The sequence below is a fragment of the Vibrio sp. 10N.222.52.C3 genome (genome assembly GCF_041474195.1).
Lineage (GTDB): Bacteria > Pseudomonadota > Gammaproteobacteria > Enterobacterales > Vibrionaceae > Vibrio > Vibrio crassostreae_C.
Map to the genome: position 1 here is coordinate 1,059 of NZ_JBFRTQ010000053.1, position 15,105 is coordinate 16,163.

15 protein-coding genes are annotated in these 15,105 nt (G+C 46.6%); 5 read left to right on the forward strand and 10 right to left on the reverse strand.

The genetic code is table 11. From position 1 onward, the window contains the following. Window positions 1–154 precede the first annotated feature (154 nt). From AB4517_RS09855 to zntR, 7 genes are all read right to left on the reverse strand, one after another. Window positions 155–568: a hypothetical protein gene (locus AB4517_RS09855; RefSeq protein ID WP_372148273.1), complete on the reverse strand. Its 414-nt coding sequence runs from the start codon at window positions 566–568 to the stop codon at window positions 155–157. A 119-nt stretch (window positions 569–687) separates the two neighbouring features. Then, window positions 688–1,134, reverse strand: coding sequence for a ProQ/FINO family protein (locus AB4517_RS09860; protein WP_372148274.1), 447 nt, complete (start codon window positions 1,132–1,134; stop codon window positions 688–690). 150 nt (window positions 1,135–1,284) lie between these two features. Further along, window positions 1,285–3,819 (reverse strand): YfjI family protein, encoded by a 2,535-nt coding sequence (locus tag AB4517_RS09865; protein ID WP_372148275.1) that lies wholly within the window; start codon window positions 3,817–3,819, stop codon window positions 1,285–1,287. 67 nt (window positions 3,820–3,886) lie between these two features. Further along, window positions 3,887–4,336: a hypothetical protein gene (locus AB4517_RS09870; protein WP_372148276.1), complete on the reverse strand. Its 450-nt coding sequence runs from the start codon at window positions 4,334–4,336 to the stop codon at window positions 3,887–3,889. A gap of 6 nt (window positions 4,337–4,342) precedes the next feature. Continuing rightward, window positions 4,343–4,519, reverse strand: a complete 177-nt coding sequence (locus AB4517_RS09875; protein ID WP_372148277.1) for a helix-turn-helix transcriptional regulator — start codon at window positions 4,517–4,519, stop codon at window positions 4,343–4,345. Between the two features lie 109 nt (window positions 4,520–4,628). Then, window positions 4,629–5,855 (reverse strand): tyrosine-type recombinase/integrase, encoded by a 1,227-nt coding sequence (locus AB4517_RS09880; protein ID WP_372148278.1) that lies wholly within the window; start codon window positions 5,853–5,855, stop codon window positions 4,629–4,631. A 414-nt stretch (window positions 5,856–6,269) separates the two neighbouring features. Continuing rightward, on the reverse strand, window positions 6,270–6,710 hold the full coding sequence (gene zntR / locus AB4517_RS09885) for a Zn(2+)-responsive transcriptional regulator (protein WP_017062704.1): 441 nt from the start codon (window positions 6,708–6,710) through the stop codon (window positions 6,270–6,272). A 325-nt stretch (window positions 6,711–7,035) separates the two neighbouring features. On the opposite strand from zntR, the gene purH reads away from it, so the two are divergent. Both purH and purD read left to right on the forward strand, forming a co-directional pair. Then, window positions 7,036–8,643: a bifunctional phosphoribosylaminoimidazolecarboxamide formyltransferase/IMP cyclohydrolase gene (purH, locus tag AB4517_RS09890; RefSeq protein WP_017062703.1), complete on the forward strand. Its 1,608-nt coding sequence runs from the start codon at window positions 7,036–7,038 to the stop codon at window positions 8,641–8,643. A gap of 214 nt (window positions 8,644–8,857) precedes the next feature. Further along, window positions 8,858–10,147 carry a phosphoribosylamine--glycine ligase gene (gene purD / locus AB4517_RS09895; RefSeq protein WP_017062702.1) on the forward strand — a complete coding sequence of 430 codons (1,290 nt, stop codon included), beginning with the start codon at window positions 8,858–8,860 and terminating at the stop codon, window positions 10,145–10,147. A 182-nt stretch (window positions 10,148–10,329) separates the two neighbouring features. Here purD and AB4517_RS09900 read toward each other — a convergent pair whose 3' ends face one another. Both AB4517_RS09900 and hupA read right to left on the reverse strand, forming a co-directional pair. Continuing rightward, window positions 10,330–11,028, reverse strand: coding sequence for a DUF1481 domain-containing protein (locus tag AB4517_RS09900; protein ID WP_017068859.1), 699 nt, complete (start codon window positions 11,026–11,028; stop codon window positions 10,330–10,332). A gap of 47 nt (window positions 11,029–11,075) precedes the next feature. After that, entirely contained in the window at window positions 11,076–11,348 is a 273-nt protein-coding gene (hupA, locus tag AB4517_RS09905) for a nucleoid-associated protein HU-alpha (RefSeq protein WP_004729753.1), read from the reverse strand. 270 nt (window positions 11,349–11,618) lie between these two features. Here hupA and AB4517_RS09910 point away from each other — a divergent pair, with 270 nt between their 5' ends. Continuing rightward, on the forward strand, window positions 11,619–12,800 hold the full coding sequence (locus tag AB4517_RS09910; protein ID WP_372148279.1) for a CNNM domain-containing protein: 1,182 nt from the start codon (window positions 11,619–11,621) through the stop codon (window positions 12,798–12,800). A gap of 104 nt (window positions 12,801–12,904) precedes the next feature. Here the strand turns inward: AB4517_RS09910 and AB4517_RS09915 are convergent, their stop codons facing one another. Next, complete coding sequence (locus tag AB4517_RS09915; protein WP_017062699.1) at window positions 12,905–13,492, reverse strand: YjaG family protein; 588 nt, start codon at window positions 13,490–13,492, stop codon at window positions 12,905–12,907. A 71-nt stretch (window positions 13,493–13,563) separates the two neighbouring features. Between AB4517_RS09915 and AB4517_RS09920 the strand changes: the two genes are divergently transcribed. Both AB4517_RS09920 and AB4517_RS09925 read left to right on the forward strand, forming a co-directional pair. Next, window positions 13,564–14,490, forward strand: a complete 927-nt coding sequence (locus AB4517_RS09920; protein WP_136977255.1) for a D-2-hydroxyacid dehydrogenase — start codon at window positions 13,564–13,566, stop codon at window positions 14,488–14,490. Then, window positions 14,490–15,083, forward strand: a complete 594-nt coding sequence (locus AB4517_RS09925) for a uracil-DNA glycosylase family protein (RefSeq protein WP_017065640.1) — start codon at window positions 14,490–14,492, stop codon at window positions 15,081–15,083. Before AB4517_RS09920 ends, AB4517_RS09925 begins: the two co-directional genes overlap by 1 nt. Window positions 15,084–15,105 lie beyond the last annotated feature (22 nt).

The following is a 15,105-nucleotide window of genomic DNA, read 5'->3' on the forward strand; positions in this document are numbered from 1 at the left end:
TTTAAGGGTTGCGGTTTAAGGGTTGCGGTTTAAGGGTCGGATCGTAGTGGTGGCGGGGCTTGGGGGTGATTTTTTGTACCTTATTTTATTACCTGTCTCACGCGTGCGTGCGGGTGTGAGAGGCTAACGCACGCGTGTAAGTGTCGGTTTATTGTTAGTTTGGTACTTCAGGACAACCAACTTTTGTTGATTCAACCGTACTGCCAGCCACCTGTTCGAGTTCCCCCGCTTTGATCTGCTCAACAAGTTCGATTAATTCCGCACCGTATTGTTTGACCTGATCGATTTCCAACTTCAATTTCTCATTCTCCAACTTCAACTTCGTAGCCTCATGACTAACACCTTGGAACACGGCCTTCGGATTGCTGAAGATTTTGTTCAAGATAAAGAACTGGCAATCTTGATCCCCGTCCAATGCCTTGCGAACAACACCTTCCAAGATCCCTAACATTGCGTCGTGCTCAATGTATTCAATCGCAATTCGACGGCGTGACTTTCGACCATTGCGTACCGGTTGACGATCCTTACTGAATCGCGTCTGTTCGCCAGCAACTTTTTCTTCACTCATAGTTTCGATCCTATCTGCTATTAAATTTGAATATTTTATTCACCATACGCGCGTGTATGCGTCAGTAAATTACTTAGCCCGTCTGTGGTATTGATTCACACCAAGACAGGCTAAGGGTTTCACAGTCCTTTACGACGCGCGTGTTCATCAAGCATTTGTTGGTGTTTCTCTTGGCGTGTTGCCTTGTCTTTCGCTTTCTGGGCTGCGTGTGTGGCTCTGATAGCGTTTAAACGGCCAATCGCAATGATATGAGCCTCATGGTTCACTCTGTCGCTCTCAGTGCCGTCTAGGTTGAAACGCTGCTTACCATCAGTTACGCATTGTAGGTATGAGTAACTACCGCACACGCACGCCAAACCACTCTTGATGTGTTTGACATCAACATCAGGCATGGCTTCGATCAATTGCTCTGTGATACCAATCGCGAACGGACGCTTCAGTTTGAATAGGGCGCTGACAACTTCACGACGCACTTGTTTGTTCGACTTTGGCATTGGTTGGGCTGGTGGTGTTGGTACCGGTGCGGGTGTGGCTTTCTTCTTCAGCGACAAGATTGGTCTGCTCATGGGGATCCTTTTTAACGTCCACCAGCATGACAACCGGATTTAAAAACTGGGGTATTGGTCGGGGTGTCTGGGCTGGTGGTTGGTACAAAAAAAGGCTAGAAACCCTTATGATCTCTAGCCTGTCTGGGTTCACTTTAGTTCACAGTGAATTTACTCGTCAGTGAATTTAGGGTGAATGTAGTAAACAACCTTGTCTTTACCGCTGCCCTTTTGCGGGGTAACTACTTCTTGAATGTAACCGTGTTCAAGCAAGATATTGATTGCCTCGCCACGCGCTTCAACGGTTTTTAGTCCACGCCAATCCTTACGGGTCAAATCACGTTTGGTGAATGAATACTCAAAACCACCTAGACGTTCAATCAACAAACGTGGCGCTTCAAGGTTGGTTTCCACTTTGAAGAACGTGGTCACGCGCTTTGTGTGTCCTTCTAGGTAAACCATCCATTTGATTGCGCGTTCTAATGTCGACTTTTTGATTAGCGTGTTCAGGTTGGTGCGGTCTGCGCCTTCCTCGTGCCAATTCTTCGTTGCGTCAATGACATGTAACACCAGTGCCACCTTCGCGCACAGCGCCGACATTTTTCCTAGAATGGCCTTTTCAGAACCGTCGGCACCATTAACGCGTTCGATCATGCTGGTGGCGTATTCAGTCCACAACGCTTGTGCTTGCTTGTCGAACTTACACACAGCTTTTTCTTCCATTTCGGCAAGATACGCCAACCCTTCAAACGCAAGTTTCGCTTCGGCCTCATAGAATTCATTTGTGGTCGTATCAACGTACTCAAGGCCGTCAAAGTCAGGGAAAACCATAAACTGAGTTAGACGTTCGATCATTCCATCGTCACCGGAACCTTCGTCACGGCTTGCTAATAACGGGACGATCTTAGCGGGTTGGATACCTCCCAATAGCGACAACGTTGGATCAATAATTGTAATCTCTTTGCGACCCATACGTTTTTGAGTGTATGAACCTGAACCATTGAATGCTTCAAGATAAAACGATCGCTCACCCTGTCGGTTTGGTAACTCCAATGCGGCCAATAATCCTGATAACTCATCACGGAACATCATCACACCTGTCGGGTTAGTCAGCATGTGTTGTTGAAGCGCTTCAACCGTTGCGTCGTTGATCATTGGGGCGCGTAGGTCAGGTTTGACAGGCTGCGCTTCACGGGCTTGCGCCTTCAACTTCAACGCCGCTTCTTTGTCACCGTTCTTGTATAGCGCACTCGCTTCTTCGTTCAGTTTCGCAATTACCCCCTCACTGAATTCAAGAGCAAGTTCATATTCGTTCATTTTGTCGGCATAAATACCCTTGAGTACCTTGTTTTGAACGTGTTTCACCAACTTCAAACCACAAGACAGGCTAGGGGTTTTCTTACTCGAAGGGTCGCCTAGCACCCCGCCCCACAACACAGCGGATTCAGTCCATTGATAGACAAATTGCTTAGGTTGGATTTTGACAGAATTACCAATAAGACCGGCAGCACATACCATCAGACTGACCGCCGCGTAATCAACCGGTGCTTTGTCCATGATATGAGCATGTTGGATCGCATGGTTACGCAATGACTTCGGTAACAGTTCAGGATCGAACTTTTCAACGGGTGATAGCTTACCTTCGATCGGTCTTGGTTCGTCCCATACAAGGCCACCAGCCACTTTTTCTTCTAGGTTTGCCATGTGCTCACGTTGGTTGTGTTTAGTGATACTTAGCCCGTCTGCGGTCTTGTAGGATTCACCCACTACTTTCAACGCTGCGTCAATATCGCCGCTGTGTTCGCCCTGAACGTACAAATCAAACTTGTCGTGCGAATAGCCGTGAAGCGGATCGCTTTCATGTGATGAAACATAGCGCCCGTCTGGATCGTCCTTGTAGCTGATAAACACGCCAGCAATACCGCTTGTGCTGTCAGGGTGAAGCCAACGACCGGCTTGTTGTTGGTATCCGTAGCGATTAAGCAAATCAGGCCATTCGTTATCGTTGTTAAACGCATCAATCGGGCTTAACTGGGTTCCAGTGAATTGAATCTTCGGCTTTGAAAGTGCCGGTGGTTCGCTCTCAAGTGTTTCGATAAGGAAAGCACGCGCCGCAATAGCAAAGTCAGATCCAAACACGTCCAGCGGTTCACCTTCTTCAACGTGCTTGTCGTATGACTCACGGTTGTATTCTGAAAGTGCCGGTTTGTAATGGATCTGTTGAGTACGGCCAACACAGCTATCACCATCAAGAATGTGGGTAAGGTAATTCTGAAGGGCTACCCAGTGATCGCAATCAATCCCGTCAGAAATAGGAACGACAACACGCCAGCGTTTATCATCGGCCTTACTGCTTAACGTGGTGTAAATGTATGATGCGTTGATGCCGGCACCACCTAAGATTTCACGTAGGGCGCTTAATTCACGGTTGCCCGTATCAACATCAGCCACCAGCGCTGTATAATTATTGTGCGATTCAACATCATTCTTTTTCTTGCTGGTTTTGACGTCTGAAGGCAAGAACCAAGCGCATTTTGCTTTTGCGTCCTTCAGTTTGCCGTTCGCGGCTGGTGGGTACATCGTGAGGTCTTGAGGGTTAGCTATCGCTTTGATCAAAGCATCTAGCCCGTCTGTGGTGAAGTTAGTACGCTGGTTGTGCGTTTTACCCACAGTCATTAAAAGGGGTTGTGATAACTGGTTATTCATTACTATAATAGTCCTTGTTGTTGGTTAGTGGTATAGGTCGCCAAACTCAGACCACTAACCGATTTCTCTAATTTGCCTGTGAGTTTTTGCTCACGGGCTTTTTATTGCCTAAAGCAAGATCGGTCAATTCGTTATTCGCGTCTTCAAGTTCATTGAATGCGCGCTCAACACGGGCGGCACCTTTCATCGCCTGTCGGTGTGATACTTCTTTCAATTCCTTGCGTCGCTGCGCTCTTGCTAGTGCGTCCTGTTCTCTGTCTTGCGACAAGTGGCGTGGATCCAAATGTCTCGCACTAATCACACCGTCGTTGTCGCAGATGTTGATTAAACGCCAATTCTTATAACGATCGCCACGTAAAGCTTGTATCAATGTGCGAACGTTGCGGCCAAACACTTCAACAATCTCGTCTTCTTCGACAACCGCACCGGTCAAGTACATATCTAACAATTGTCGGGCTGGTGTCCCGTACTTTGGGATCGCTTCTTCATCGATCCCAATCAATGACAAATTACTCATGGTCGTTTACCCCACGTTATCGTTGATCCATTGCGCAACGTCTTCTTGTCGCCAACCAACGGTTCGGCCGCTCACTCGTACCGGTTGCGGAAACTTGCCGTCACGAACCCAACCTTGGATCGTCTTGTAGTTGCGGTTTAAGTGTTCGCATAACTCTTTGTATGTGATTAGTTTCGTTGACATATTGCCACCTCTTTATGTCTATTAAAGTATTGTTTCGGATGACAGAAACCCTAACCGCAGGATCCGAACTTTGATCAGTAAACTTTTTTGAACAAGACGGGCTAGATGTTCACTTAAAGTTAACGACGTTCGCGTTCGGGTTGCTGGTGGCTGTTAGCTTCTTTTGCCATAGATTCAAAGCGGCACGCTTTTGTTCTAAATACTGGCTTCGGTTGTAGATACCAGCGACACCGCCCAACGTGTGACCTAACAGACTTTCGATAACGTGCGGCTCTATACCGGCATCACTTAAATGCGTCGCTAGTGAGCGTCTAAGGTCGTGAAGGTTCCATTTATCATGTGACATGCGTTTGTGAAGCTTCCCGCCCATCAGGGACACGCTAGGGGCTTGTTTGAGTTCGCCCAATAGGTACGGGCTTTTGTTGCGTCGTGCTTCAGCGATTAACGTCTTGATGTAATCCCCTAGCCCGTCTGGTATTGGTCGACTCACTTCTTTGTCGTTCTTGCTGTGTGCTTTCGGACAAACCCACACCATAGCTTTAAGATCCCACTCTTTGATTTTGCTCAATCGCACTTCTTGGGTTCTCGCGCCAAAACTGATCAAGAGTTTCGCTAACTGTCGGTAATACCAGTTGTGCTTTTCGTCGTGTGTCCACTGCCACAACTCGCAGATCTCCGACCATGACAGCACGCGGTCTTTCTTGGCTTGTTTCTCACCAACATCAGTGATCGTTAAATCATCCAACGCGTGAGTCGTACAGAAATGACGTTTACGACAATAGATCAGCGCTTGCTTCACGTTGCCGAAGATATAACCAGCGGCCACCGGTGCGGGTCTGTGGTGCGTCCCGTTCTTAATGTCTTCGAATACTTTGATCCAATGGCGGGTCGTCACTTCTTCAACGGGTAGGTCGCCGATATACGGGTATATGTGCCTCTCGAACTGTAGGCGGTGTTTTGTGGCGTTCTTGCGCTTCTTGTCAGCATAACCTTCAAACCAATGCTCTAACGCCTCACGGACGCTTACAGCGTTGCGAATGTTTGAGCGCAATATCTGTAGTTCAATCTTAGGATCACGCCCCTCACGTACCCAACCACGACACTGATCGGCTTTCTCGCGTGCGGCGGCCAATGTGATTCCATCTAATCGGCCGGTATAGACACCTAACTTGATGTTGCGCTCTTTGCGGTCGGGTGTGTTCCATTTGAACATGAAAGTCACAACACCGGTGCGGTGGGCTAATACGTAAAATCCTAGCCCGTCTGTGTGTTTGGTCGGCCTCTTGCTGTCGTGTCCCTTCAACAAGCCTTTCAATTTTGAATCGGTTAATGCCATTGGTTCACCCCGTTTACTTTAAAGTCGGTAAAGTCGGTTGTCGGCTACCCCTATACGCGTCTTTAAAAACCATTAAAAAACGGTTTAAAGTCGGTAAAGTCGGTTGTCGGCTACCCCTATACGCGTCTTTGCGTGTGCGTGTATTGAAACACCCTATTGGATACCCCTATACGTGTTTAGACATAAAAGGATATGCTAAGGCGAGACTAGACACAATTAGATAAGAACGCACAATGAGCCTTATGGGGTAAGGCCATTAGAAATAGTAAGGCAAGGCGCTATTAGACATGATTAGATAAGTATATGGAGAATACGGCATGAACTAATCGTTCTTTCGTAATTTATTGAATTGAAAGCCAAGCTCATTGTTGAGTTTGGCTTTTTTTTGGCTTGTCGATCCGTGATAGTCGCTGATTACTCTCCAGTGCGACAGCAGCGACCTTTGTCGACGTTTGCTGAGTCCAAGGCTGCTAGAATCGAACAATGGCTTGCATCATCGTCTACGTGACCACAACACGCATCATTAATCTTTTTAAGTGCGGTGCGAATCTTAGTTAACTCGGTAATCTTCTCATCAATCATCTCTAGCTTTGCTGAGGTAATCGACTTCACTTCAGCGCAACTGTGCTGTGTGGCCTCAAGGCGAATCTCAAGCAATTCTTTAATCTCGTCCAAACTCAGCCCCAACGCTTTAGATTTGAGAATAAACGTCACCTGTTTCTGGTTATTTTCATCATATAGGCGATAACCCGAGTCACTGCGACTGGCTGGCGCGATCAGGTTATTCTTCTCATAAAATCGCAAGGTATCGGCTGTCACACCACATCGCTTCGCTAATTCACCGATCTGAAACATGTTTTTTCCTACTGTTTCGTCCATTCCACAATTAACCTTATCGTTACTTTTCAGGCTGAAATGGCACTTTTCATAATTAATTTTGAGATGCCAAACGATTGCGCGAGCTTTTTTGTAATAAATTAGTTAGAATCTGCGCCATCAAATTTGGAGTTGGTTATCTTATAGCTTAATCATAAGACTAACCCAAAAGGTCTTTACCAAAACTGGCCAATATTTTATCTCTTACTGGTATCTAAGATAATCCACGCTAAGAAGATAGAAACAAGTTCTTTTTTGGCAAATATCTTTATTTTAACCCCATGAATTTGAGGAAGATGGAAGCATGAATAACGCTCGTCCAATTCGCCGCGCTCTAATCAGCGTATCAGACAAAACTGGTATCGTTGAATTTGCACAAGCTCTTGCTAACCGTGGTGTAGATATCCTATCTACCGGTGGCACTGCTCGCCTGCTTGCTGAAAAAGGCATCTCTGTTACAGAAGTATCTGACTACACTGGTTTCCCAGAAATGATGGATGGCCGTGTTAAGACTCTGCACCCAAAAGTTCATGGTGGTGTTCTAGGCCGTCGTGGCCAAGATGATGACGTGATGGAAACTCACGGTATCAACCCTATCGATATGGTTGTTGTAAACCTATACCCATTCGCAGAAACCGTTGCTAAAGAAGGTTGTACCCTTGCTGATGCTGTTGAGAACATCGACATCGGCGGCCCTACAATGGTTCGCTCTGCAGCGAAAAACCACAAAGACGTAACGATCGTTGTTAACGCACACGACTACGAGCGCGTTGTCGCTGAAATGGACACGAACGATAAATCTCTAACACTAGAGACTCGCTTCGACCTCGCTATCGCAGCATTCGAGCACACCGCTTCTTACGACGGCATGATCGCAAACTACTTCGGCACTATGGTTCCATCTTACGGTGAGAACAAAGAAGGTGACGAACCTTCTCCTGAAAACAAGAGCAAATTCCCTCGCACGTTCAACCAGCAATTCGAGAAGAAGCAAGACATGCGCTACGGTGAGAACAGCCACCAGGCAGCCGCATTCTACGTTGAAGCAAACCCTGAAGAAGCATCAGTTTCTACAGCTCGCCAGATTCAAGGTAAAGCCCTTTCTTACAACAACATCGCTGACACCGACGCAGCACTTGAGTGTGTGAAAGAGTTCGACCAGCCAGCATGTGTGATCGTTAAGCACGCTAACCCATGTGGTGTTGCACTAGGTGAAGACATCCTAGAAGCTTACGACCGTGCATTCAAAACAGACCCAACGTCTGCATTTGGCGGCATCATCGCTTTCAACCGTGAGCTAGACGCTGCAACAGCAACGGCTATCACTGAGCGTCAATTCGTTGAAGTTATCATTGCACCATCAGTTTCTGCTGAAGCAGTAGCAATCGTAGCGGCTAAGAAAAACCTTCGCCTACTTGAGTGTGGTGAGTGGACAACGAAGACAACTGGCTTTGACGTTAAACGCGTTAACGGTGGTTTGCTAGTTCAAGACCGCGACCAAGGCATGGTGTCTGAAGATGACCTTAAAGTGGTTTCTAAGCGCCAACCTACAGCTGAAGAATTGAAAGATGCTCTATTCTGCTGGAAAGTAGCGAAATACGTTAAATCTAACGCTATCGTTTACTCGAAAGGCGACATGACAATTGGTGTTGGCGCTGGCCAAATGAGCCGCGTTTACTCTGCGAAAATCGCAGGCATCAAAGCTGCAGACGAAGGTCTACAGGTTGAAGGCTGTGTGATGGCATCAGATGCATTCTTCCCATTCCGTGACGGTATCGACGCGGCTGCAGAGGCTGGCATCAAGTGTGTTATCCAACCGGGCGGCTCTATGCGTGATGACGAAGTTATCGCAGCAGCAGACGAACACGGCATGGCGATGATCTTTACGGGCATGCGTCACTTCCGCCACTAATCAGAATAGGCTCTAGGTTTTCCTAGAGCCATTTTTATTCGTTTAACCGTTCATTAATGTTGGCGTTTTACTCATCAACGTTAATAGAAATTTTAATTTTTAGAGCAAAATCAGATTGCCTAGTTCAAGGAAAACACGCGGAGCTTATGACTATAAGTGAGCATGTTTGACGCCGAAATAGGTAATCTGATGAAGCTATCAAAGGTAAAATAAAATGAATGTATTAATTATTGGTGCTGGCGGTCGTGAGCATGCACTAGGTTGGAAAGCAGCACAAAACCCAAACGTTGAAACAGTATTCATCGCTCCAGGTAACGCAGGTACTGCACTTGAGCCAAAACTAGAGAACGTAAACATCGGCGTTGAAGACATCGCTGGTTTAGTCGCGTTTGCTCAAGATAAAAAAATCGAACTGACTATCGTGGGCCCTGAAGCACCATTGGTTATCGGTGTGGTTGATGCATTCCGCGAAGTAGGTTTGCCAATCTTCGGCCCTACTCAAGCTGCAGCACAGCTTGAAGGCTCTAAAGCATTCACTAAAGACTTCCTAGCTCGTCATGATATCCCAACAGGTTACTACTCAAACTTCACTGAGATTGAGCCAGCTATCGCTTACGTTCGCGAGCAAGGCGCTCCTATCGTAGTGAAAGCTGACGGTCTTGCGGCAGGTAAAGGCGTTATCGTTGCGATGACCCTTGAAGAAGCAGAAGACGCAATCAAAGACATGCTAGCGGGCAACGCCTTTGGCGAAGCAGGCAGCCGCGTTGTTATCGAAGAGTTCCTCGAAGGCGAAGAAGCAAGCTTCATCGTAATGGTTGACGGCTCTAGCGTGCTTCCTATGGCCACCAGCCAAGATCACAAACGTGTTGGCGACAAAGACACTGGGCCAAACACGGGCGGCATGGGTGCTTACTCTCCTGCGCCGGTTGTAACTCCAGAAATCCACAACCGTATCCTTGAGGAAGTTATCTACCCAACGGTACGTGGTATGGACGCAGAAGGCGCACCTTACACAGGTTTCCTTTACGCTGGCCTAATGATCGATGCTGACGGCACACCTAAAGTTATCGAATACAACTGCCGCTTTGGCGACCCTGAAACGCAACCCATCATGATGCGTATGGAGTCAGACCTTGTTGAACTTTGCCTAATGGCTATCGACGAGAAGCTCGACGAAGCAGAATCGAAGTGGGATCCACGCGCTTCTATCGGTGTTGTTCTTGCGGCTGGCGGTTACCCTGCTGACTACGCAAAAGGTGACGTTATTTCACTACCAACAAGCGAAGTTGAAGGCCAAAAGGTTTTCCACGCGGGTACGACAAATAATGAAGCTGGCGACGTTGTGACAAACGGCGGTCGTGTACTTTGTGCAACAGCACTGGGCAATACGGTTTCTGAGGCTCAAGAGCGCGCTTACGCGTTGACGAAGCAAGTTAGCTGGAATGGTATGTTCCACCGCAATGATATTGGTTACCGTGCGATTGCGCGCGAGCAAGAGCAGTAATCAATCTGGTTACTCGCTTACTTTTCATAATAGTAAGCAAATGACAGTAAGCGAATAACAACAAAAGGCGCCTCAATAGGCGCCTTTTTTATTACTCAATCTTTCTAGGAATCCGCGTCTGTACAGACAAATCAGCACTTGGCCTACAGTAGGCCAAATACTCTCAATCCTTTGATTACTCGCTATTCTTTCAACAATGATGGCCTAACGACACAATCATGGCTGTCTTCAGCTAGCATCAGTAACTCTTCCACGCTCATCTTACCGAGTAAGTCACTGCCAAGAAACGCCGCATAGCTTTCCACAGACGCCAATCGGTCGATCACGAAGCTTGGTAAGGTCTGGTTAAATTCAATGCGATCAAATTCACCACCAGCGCACGTCTTAAAAGAGCTGCCATCCCAGTAACCCTGAACCAGTCTGAGCCCTTCGTCATTCTGCTTCATCGTAGTCTCTAGAACCGACTTAGCTTCTTTCTGGTAGTTTTCGAGTTGCTTAGCTTGGATAGGTAAGATTTTGCTATCAATACGATACTGTTGATACACAGCTTCGCCTGACTTATTGAAACGCACATGGACACGATAAGGAACCAGCTCATTCGAAGAGTTACGCTGCTCGCCTTCACGAATGAATTCTCGAAGCACGCCTTCTGACCAAGCATAATCAGTTTGGTACCAGCCGTAATCGCCGACAGTGACGTAGTCAGCTGAAGTATGAGGTTGTGTTAGCTTGTTTGTAACCCAGTAGAAACTCGTCGCGTCGCCCATGACTTGACCGCCAGTGTGAGTTTCAAATTGCTCTAGGTTTTTGCGAGGGCTTGTTGAAGAACAGCCAATAAGAAATGTAGATAATAGTGAAACGAGAAGAAATGCTTTTTTCATAAAAACCTGTACCGAGGTGGAATACGACTACCTCGGTACAGTTTAGATTATTTCACTGAATCTTTCAGCGCTTTACCTGCAACAAATGCTGGAACATTTGCAGCAGCGATTTGGATCTCATCACCAGTTTTTGGGTTACGACCAGTGCGAGCTGCACGGTGGTTTACTTTAAAAGTACCAAAACCAATTAGCTGAACTTGATCGCCATCTTTAAGAGCATCTGTAACACCGCCAAGAGTCGCTTCTAGAGCAGCTTTAGCTTGTGCTTTAGAAAGGTCCGCTTTTTCAGCAATAAAGTCGATTAATTGAGTCTTGTTCATTTTAGGTTTCCCTTCTTTGTATTTTTGAATTCAATTCACTCTAAAACATAAATGCCCCATCTGGCAAAGGTTTGTCGTCGATCTTTAGCTCTAATGCCGTAGTTTTAGCCATAATATGAGTAATAACTCACAATTTGTTACTGATTTTATTAAGCAAGCCCTTGTTTAAAAGGGGCTGAGAGCAAAATTAATGATGACCTAGCCACTACTTTTTCACTATAATCCACGCTGAATCGCTGCTAAAGCGTACAATTTAATTTAAGGGCAAACATGCTGCTGCTATCTATTTACGTCTCCATTGCTATTGGAGTTTCTTTCATTTGTTCTGTTTTGGAAGCTGTACTTTTGAGTATTAGTCCGAGCTACATTGCTCAACTAAAACAAAATGGGCACCCTGCAGCAGAGTCTTTAGACAAACTGAAAACAGATATTGACCGCCCGCTTGCGTCAATTTTAACGCTCAACACCATCGCCCATACTATCGGTGCTGCGACAGCAGGTGCACAAGCGGCTGTCGTTTTTGGTAGCCAATGGTTAGGTGTCTTCTCTGCCGTGCTAACGCTAGGTATCTTGGTATTATCTGAGATTGTTCCAAAAACCATTGGTGCAACCTACTGGCGTCAACTTGCTCCTGCTTCGGCAAGCGTGCTTCGTTGGATGGTGTTCTTCCTAACACCGTTTGTATGGTTCTCAGAACAGATCACCAAACGTCTTGCTCGTGGCCACCAAGCACCAAAAATGCGTGATGAGTTATCTGCAATGGCGATTTTGGCAAAAGAGAGCGGTGAATTTGCAGAAGGCGAGTCAAAAATCCTGAGCAACCTACTGGGTATTCAAGATGTACCCGTGACTCAGGTAATGACGCCGCGCCCAGTGGTATTCCGTGTTGATGCGGAAATGAGTGTGAATACGTTCCTAGAACAACATAAAGACACGCCATTCTCACGTCCGCTGGTTTACAGCGAGCAGAGTGACAACATCATCGGTTTTGTTCACCGCTTAGAGCTGTTTAGATTGCAGCAAGCCGGTTGTGGTGAGAAAGCTTTGGGTGAAGTAATGCGCCCTATCCACGTGTTGCTGAACAACATGGGCTTGGCTAAGGCCTTTGACCAGATGATGGCAAACCGCCTGCAACTGTCTTTAGTTGTGGACGAATACGGCACTATTCAGGGCATCATCACCCTAGAAGACATCTTTGAGCACCTAGTGGGCGAAGAGATTGTCGACGAAGCGGATAAGACGACTGACATGCAAGAACTGGCGTTCCAACGCTGGGAGAAGTGGAAAGAGACACACGGTGTTATCGAAAACCGCGATGACGAGGACGAGGAAGAAACTCCAGCAGACAACGACTCTTCAGATGCAAAATCAACGAATGACGACGACGCATCAAAAGATAAGGCATCAAAAGATAAGGCATCAAAAGATAAGGCATCAAAAGACAAAGTGTAGAACGAAGACAAAAAAGACGCTTAATCTAAATTTGATACCGTCAGATACCACAAAGGCTCCCTAGGGAGCCTTTGTTTTTATTCGTACCTTGGTGCAATAGCGAATTATAGCGCAACACCAATGTTACTGACTGGGTCTTCACGCAGTTCGTGGCGTAGGTCTTTGATCAGCTCTAAGTCACGCTCAGTCGTTTCACGTAGAGGTCGGAAAATGGCCCACTGAACGTCCCACTCTTCACACACCGCTTCGTTTTCTTTCTGGTTTTCGTTCGTCACTTCTTCAGCGCCTTGAGCAAACTCAAGCTCAGCAACCGTCTTCACCGATTGTTGACTCACTTTAATTACCGCTTCCAACATATGTTCACGGTCAAGCAGACCATGAATTAGCGTTGCTAGGCCTTGGCATGCATCCATTGCTGGGTAAACACCATAAAAATCAAAATCATCACCGCTAGGGAATAGCTCTTCAACCTTCTCAAGTTGACGCTCAAAGTTCACCTTTGCTGTTTTAACCGTCAGGATTTCCCAAATGCTATCCAAAACATCACGATAGATTCGAGCTTCCGCAAATTCTGTATTCTCACAAAACATGGCATAGTTAGGGTACATACGCTCACATAGACACGCCATAAAGGTAATTTGTTGCCAAGGTTCTAACTTTTCAAGACGAACCTGCAGTGGATTCTGAAGCATAGTCACTCAATAATTGCAGAAAAAGACAGCGAAAGTGTACTTGATAAACCCTGGGGGGAAAAGGTAAGCCGATGAACAATTTTACGAATAAGCTCTATATTCTTACTGAGCATGACGATACCTATACGCAACTGATTCTAAACCAGGATTTACCCGACCTAGAAATCACTCAAAACCCCGAATCAGCACAGATTGTCTTGGCGTCACCACCTCTAATCGCAGAACGCCTCGGCGAGTTTAAAGAGCTAGACTGGGTACAGAGTACCTATGCCGGAATCAATAAACTCACTCAGCCAGATCTGCGTCAGGACTATACGCTAACCAACGTCAAAGGCATCTTTGGTCCGGCTATCGCAGAATACGTATTGGGTTACACAATCAGTCACTGTAGACACTTCCCTCATTACCACCAGCATCAACAACAACGAAACTGGCAGCCACAGCTTTATACTAGCCTAACTGACAAAACTATGGTGATTTTAGGAACAGGTTCAATCGGCAGTCATTTGGCAAAAACCGCGGCGGCTTTTGGTATTCATACCATAGGTGTCAACCGTACCGGCATCCCATCCAAACAAGAAACCTTTAAAGAGACTTTCCACATCAATGAGATAGAGGCTGCCCTTAAGCAGGCCGATATTGTGGTCAACACCTTGCCATCAACCGCTGAAACCTATCAGCTGTTGAACCAAACCACGTTAGGTTACTGCTCTAATGTGTTGCTGTTTAATGTCGGTCGAGGGGAAAGCATCGACAATAAAGCCTTGTTGCTCGCCATAAAAAACAGATGGGTAGAACACGCATTTTTAGATGTGTTTGAAAGTGAACCCCTCTCTCAGGAACACCCTTTCTGGAAACTACCGCAAGTCACCATCACTCCACACATCGCTGCACTCAGTGAGCCAAGACAAGTAGTCGAGATCTTCGCAGAGAATTACAAACAGTGGCGAGATGGCTTTACACTTAATCATGTCATCGATTTTGAAAAAGGTTACTGATGTCCTCTTCGTTACTTAAAGAGATTCGACAATGCCGAGCTTGTGAGCCTCACCTATCACACGGTGCTAACCCGGTGATTCAAGCGCATCCAAACGCGCGCTTGCTGATCATAGGTCAAGCGCCGGGTATCAAGGTGCATGAGTCGTCGATCCCTTGGAATGACGCGAGTGGCGAACGATTAAGAGGATGGTTAGGGATAGATAGCGATACTTTTTACGACGAGCAAAAAGTCGCGATTGTGCCTATGGGGTTTTGTTATCCGGGGAAAGGGAAAAGTGGTGATCTTCCACCACGCAAAGAGTGCGCGGAGCTTTGGCATAACAAAGTGCTGCAATCTCTACCCAATATTCAAATGACACTGCTGATTGGCCAGTACGCACAAAACCATTACCTAACAAACAAGACCACCAGCACATTGACCGAAACCGTGCGTGATTGGCAAAGGTGGGCGCCTGAGTTTTTGCCATTACCCCACCCTTCGCCACGCAATAATATCTGGCTCAAGAAGAACCCTTGGTTTGAAAGTGAAGTCATTCCTTATATCAGGAAACACATCTCTGAGCATTTGGCCTACCATGATCCAAATACCTAATTAACTGCACACAACAAGATTA

Excerpts from the sequence above, each read along its gene's own strand:
- AB4517_RS09855 (WP_372148273.1), bottom strand. The coding sequence starts at position 568 with ATGAGTGAAGAAAAAGTTGCTGGCGAACAGACGCGATTCAGTAAGGAT.
- AB4517_RS09860 (WP_372148274.1), bottom strand. The coding sequence starts at position 1,134 with ATGAGCAGACCAATCTTGTCGCTGAAGAAGAAAGCCACACCCGCACCG.
- AB4517_RS09865 (WP_372148275.1), bottom strand. The coding sequence starts at position 3,819 with ATGAATAACCAGTTATCACAACCCCTTTTAATGACTGTGGGTAAAACG.
- AB4517_RS09870 (WP_372148276.1), bottom strand. The coding sequence starts at position 4,336 with ATGAGTAATTTGTCATTGATTGGGATCGATGAAGAAGCGATCCCAAAG.
- AB4517_RS09875 (WP_372148277.1), bottom strand. The coding sequence starts at position 4,519 with ATGTCAACGAAACTAATCACATACAAAGAGTTATGCGAACACTTAAAC.
- AB4517_RS09880 (WP_372148278.1), bottom strand. The coding sequence starts at position 5,855 with ATGGCATTAACCGATTCAAAATTGAAAGGCTTGTTGAAGGGACACGAC.
- zntR (WP_017062704.1), bottom strand. The coding sequence starts at position 6,710 with ATGTTTCAGATCGGTGAATTAGCGAAGCGATGTGGTGTGACAGCCGAT.
- purH (WP_017062703.1), top strand. The coding sequence starts at position 7,036 with ATGAATAACGCTCGTCCAATTCGCCGCGCTCTAATCAGCGTATCAGAC.
- purD (WP_017062702.1), top strand. The coding sequence starts at position 8,858 with ATGAATGTATTAATTATTGGTGCTGGCGGTCGTGAGCATGCACTAGGT.
- AB4517_RS09900 (WP_017068859.1), bottom strand. The coding sequence starts at position 11,028 with ATGAAAAAAGCATTTCTTCTCGTTTCACTATTATCTACATTTCTTATT.
- hupA (WP_004729753.1), bottom strand. The coding sequence starts at position 11,348 with ATGAACAAGACTCAATTAATCGACTTTATTGCTGAAAAAGCGGACCTT.
- AB4517_RS09910 (WP_372148279.1), top strand. The coding sequence starts at position 11,619 with ATGCTGCTGCTATCTATTTACGTCTCCATTGCTATTGGAGTTTCTTTC.
- AB4517_RS09915 (WP_017062699.1), bottom strand. The coding sequence starts at position 13,492 with ATGCTTCAGAATCCACTGCAGGTTCGTCTTGAAAAGTTAGAACCTTGG.
- AB4517_RS09920 (WP_136977255.1), top strand. The coding sequence starts at position 13,564 with ATGAACAATTTTACGAATAAGCTCTATATTCTTACTGAGCATGACGAT.
- AB4517_RS09925 (WP_017065640.1), top strand. The coding sequence starts at position 14,490 with ATGTCCTCTTCGTTACTTAAAGAGATTCGACAATGCCGAGCTTGTGAG.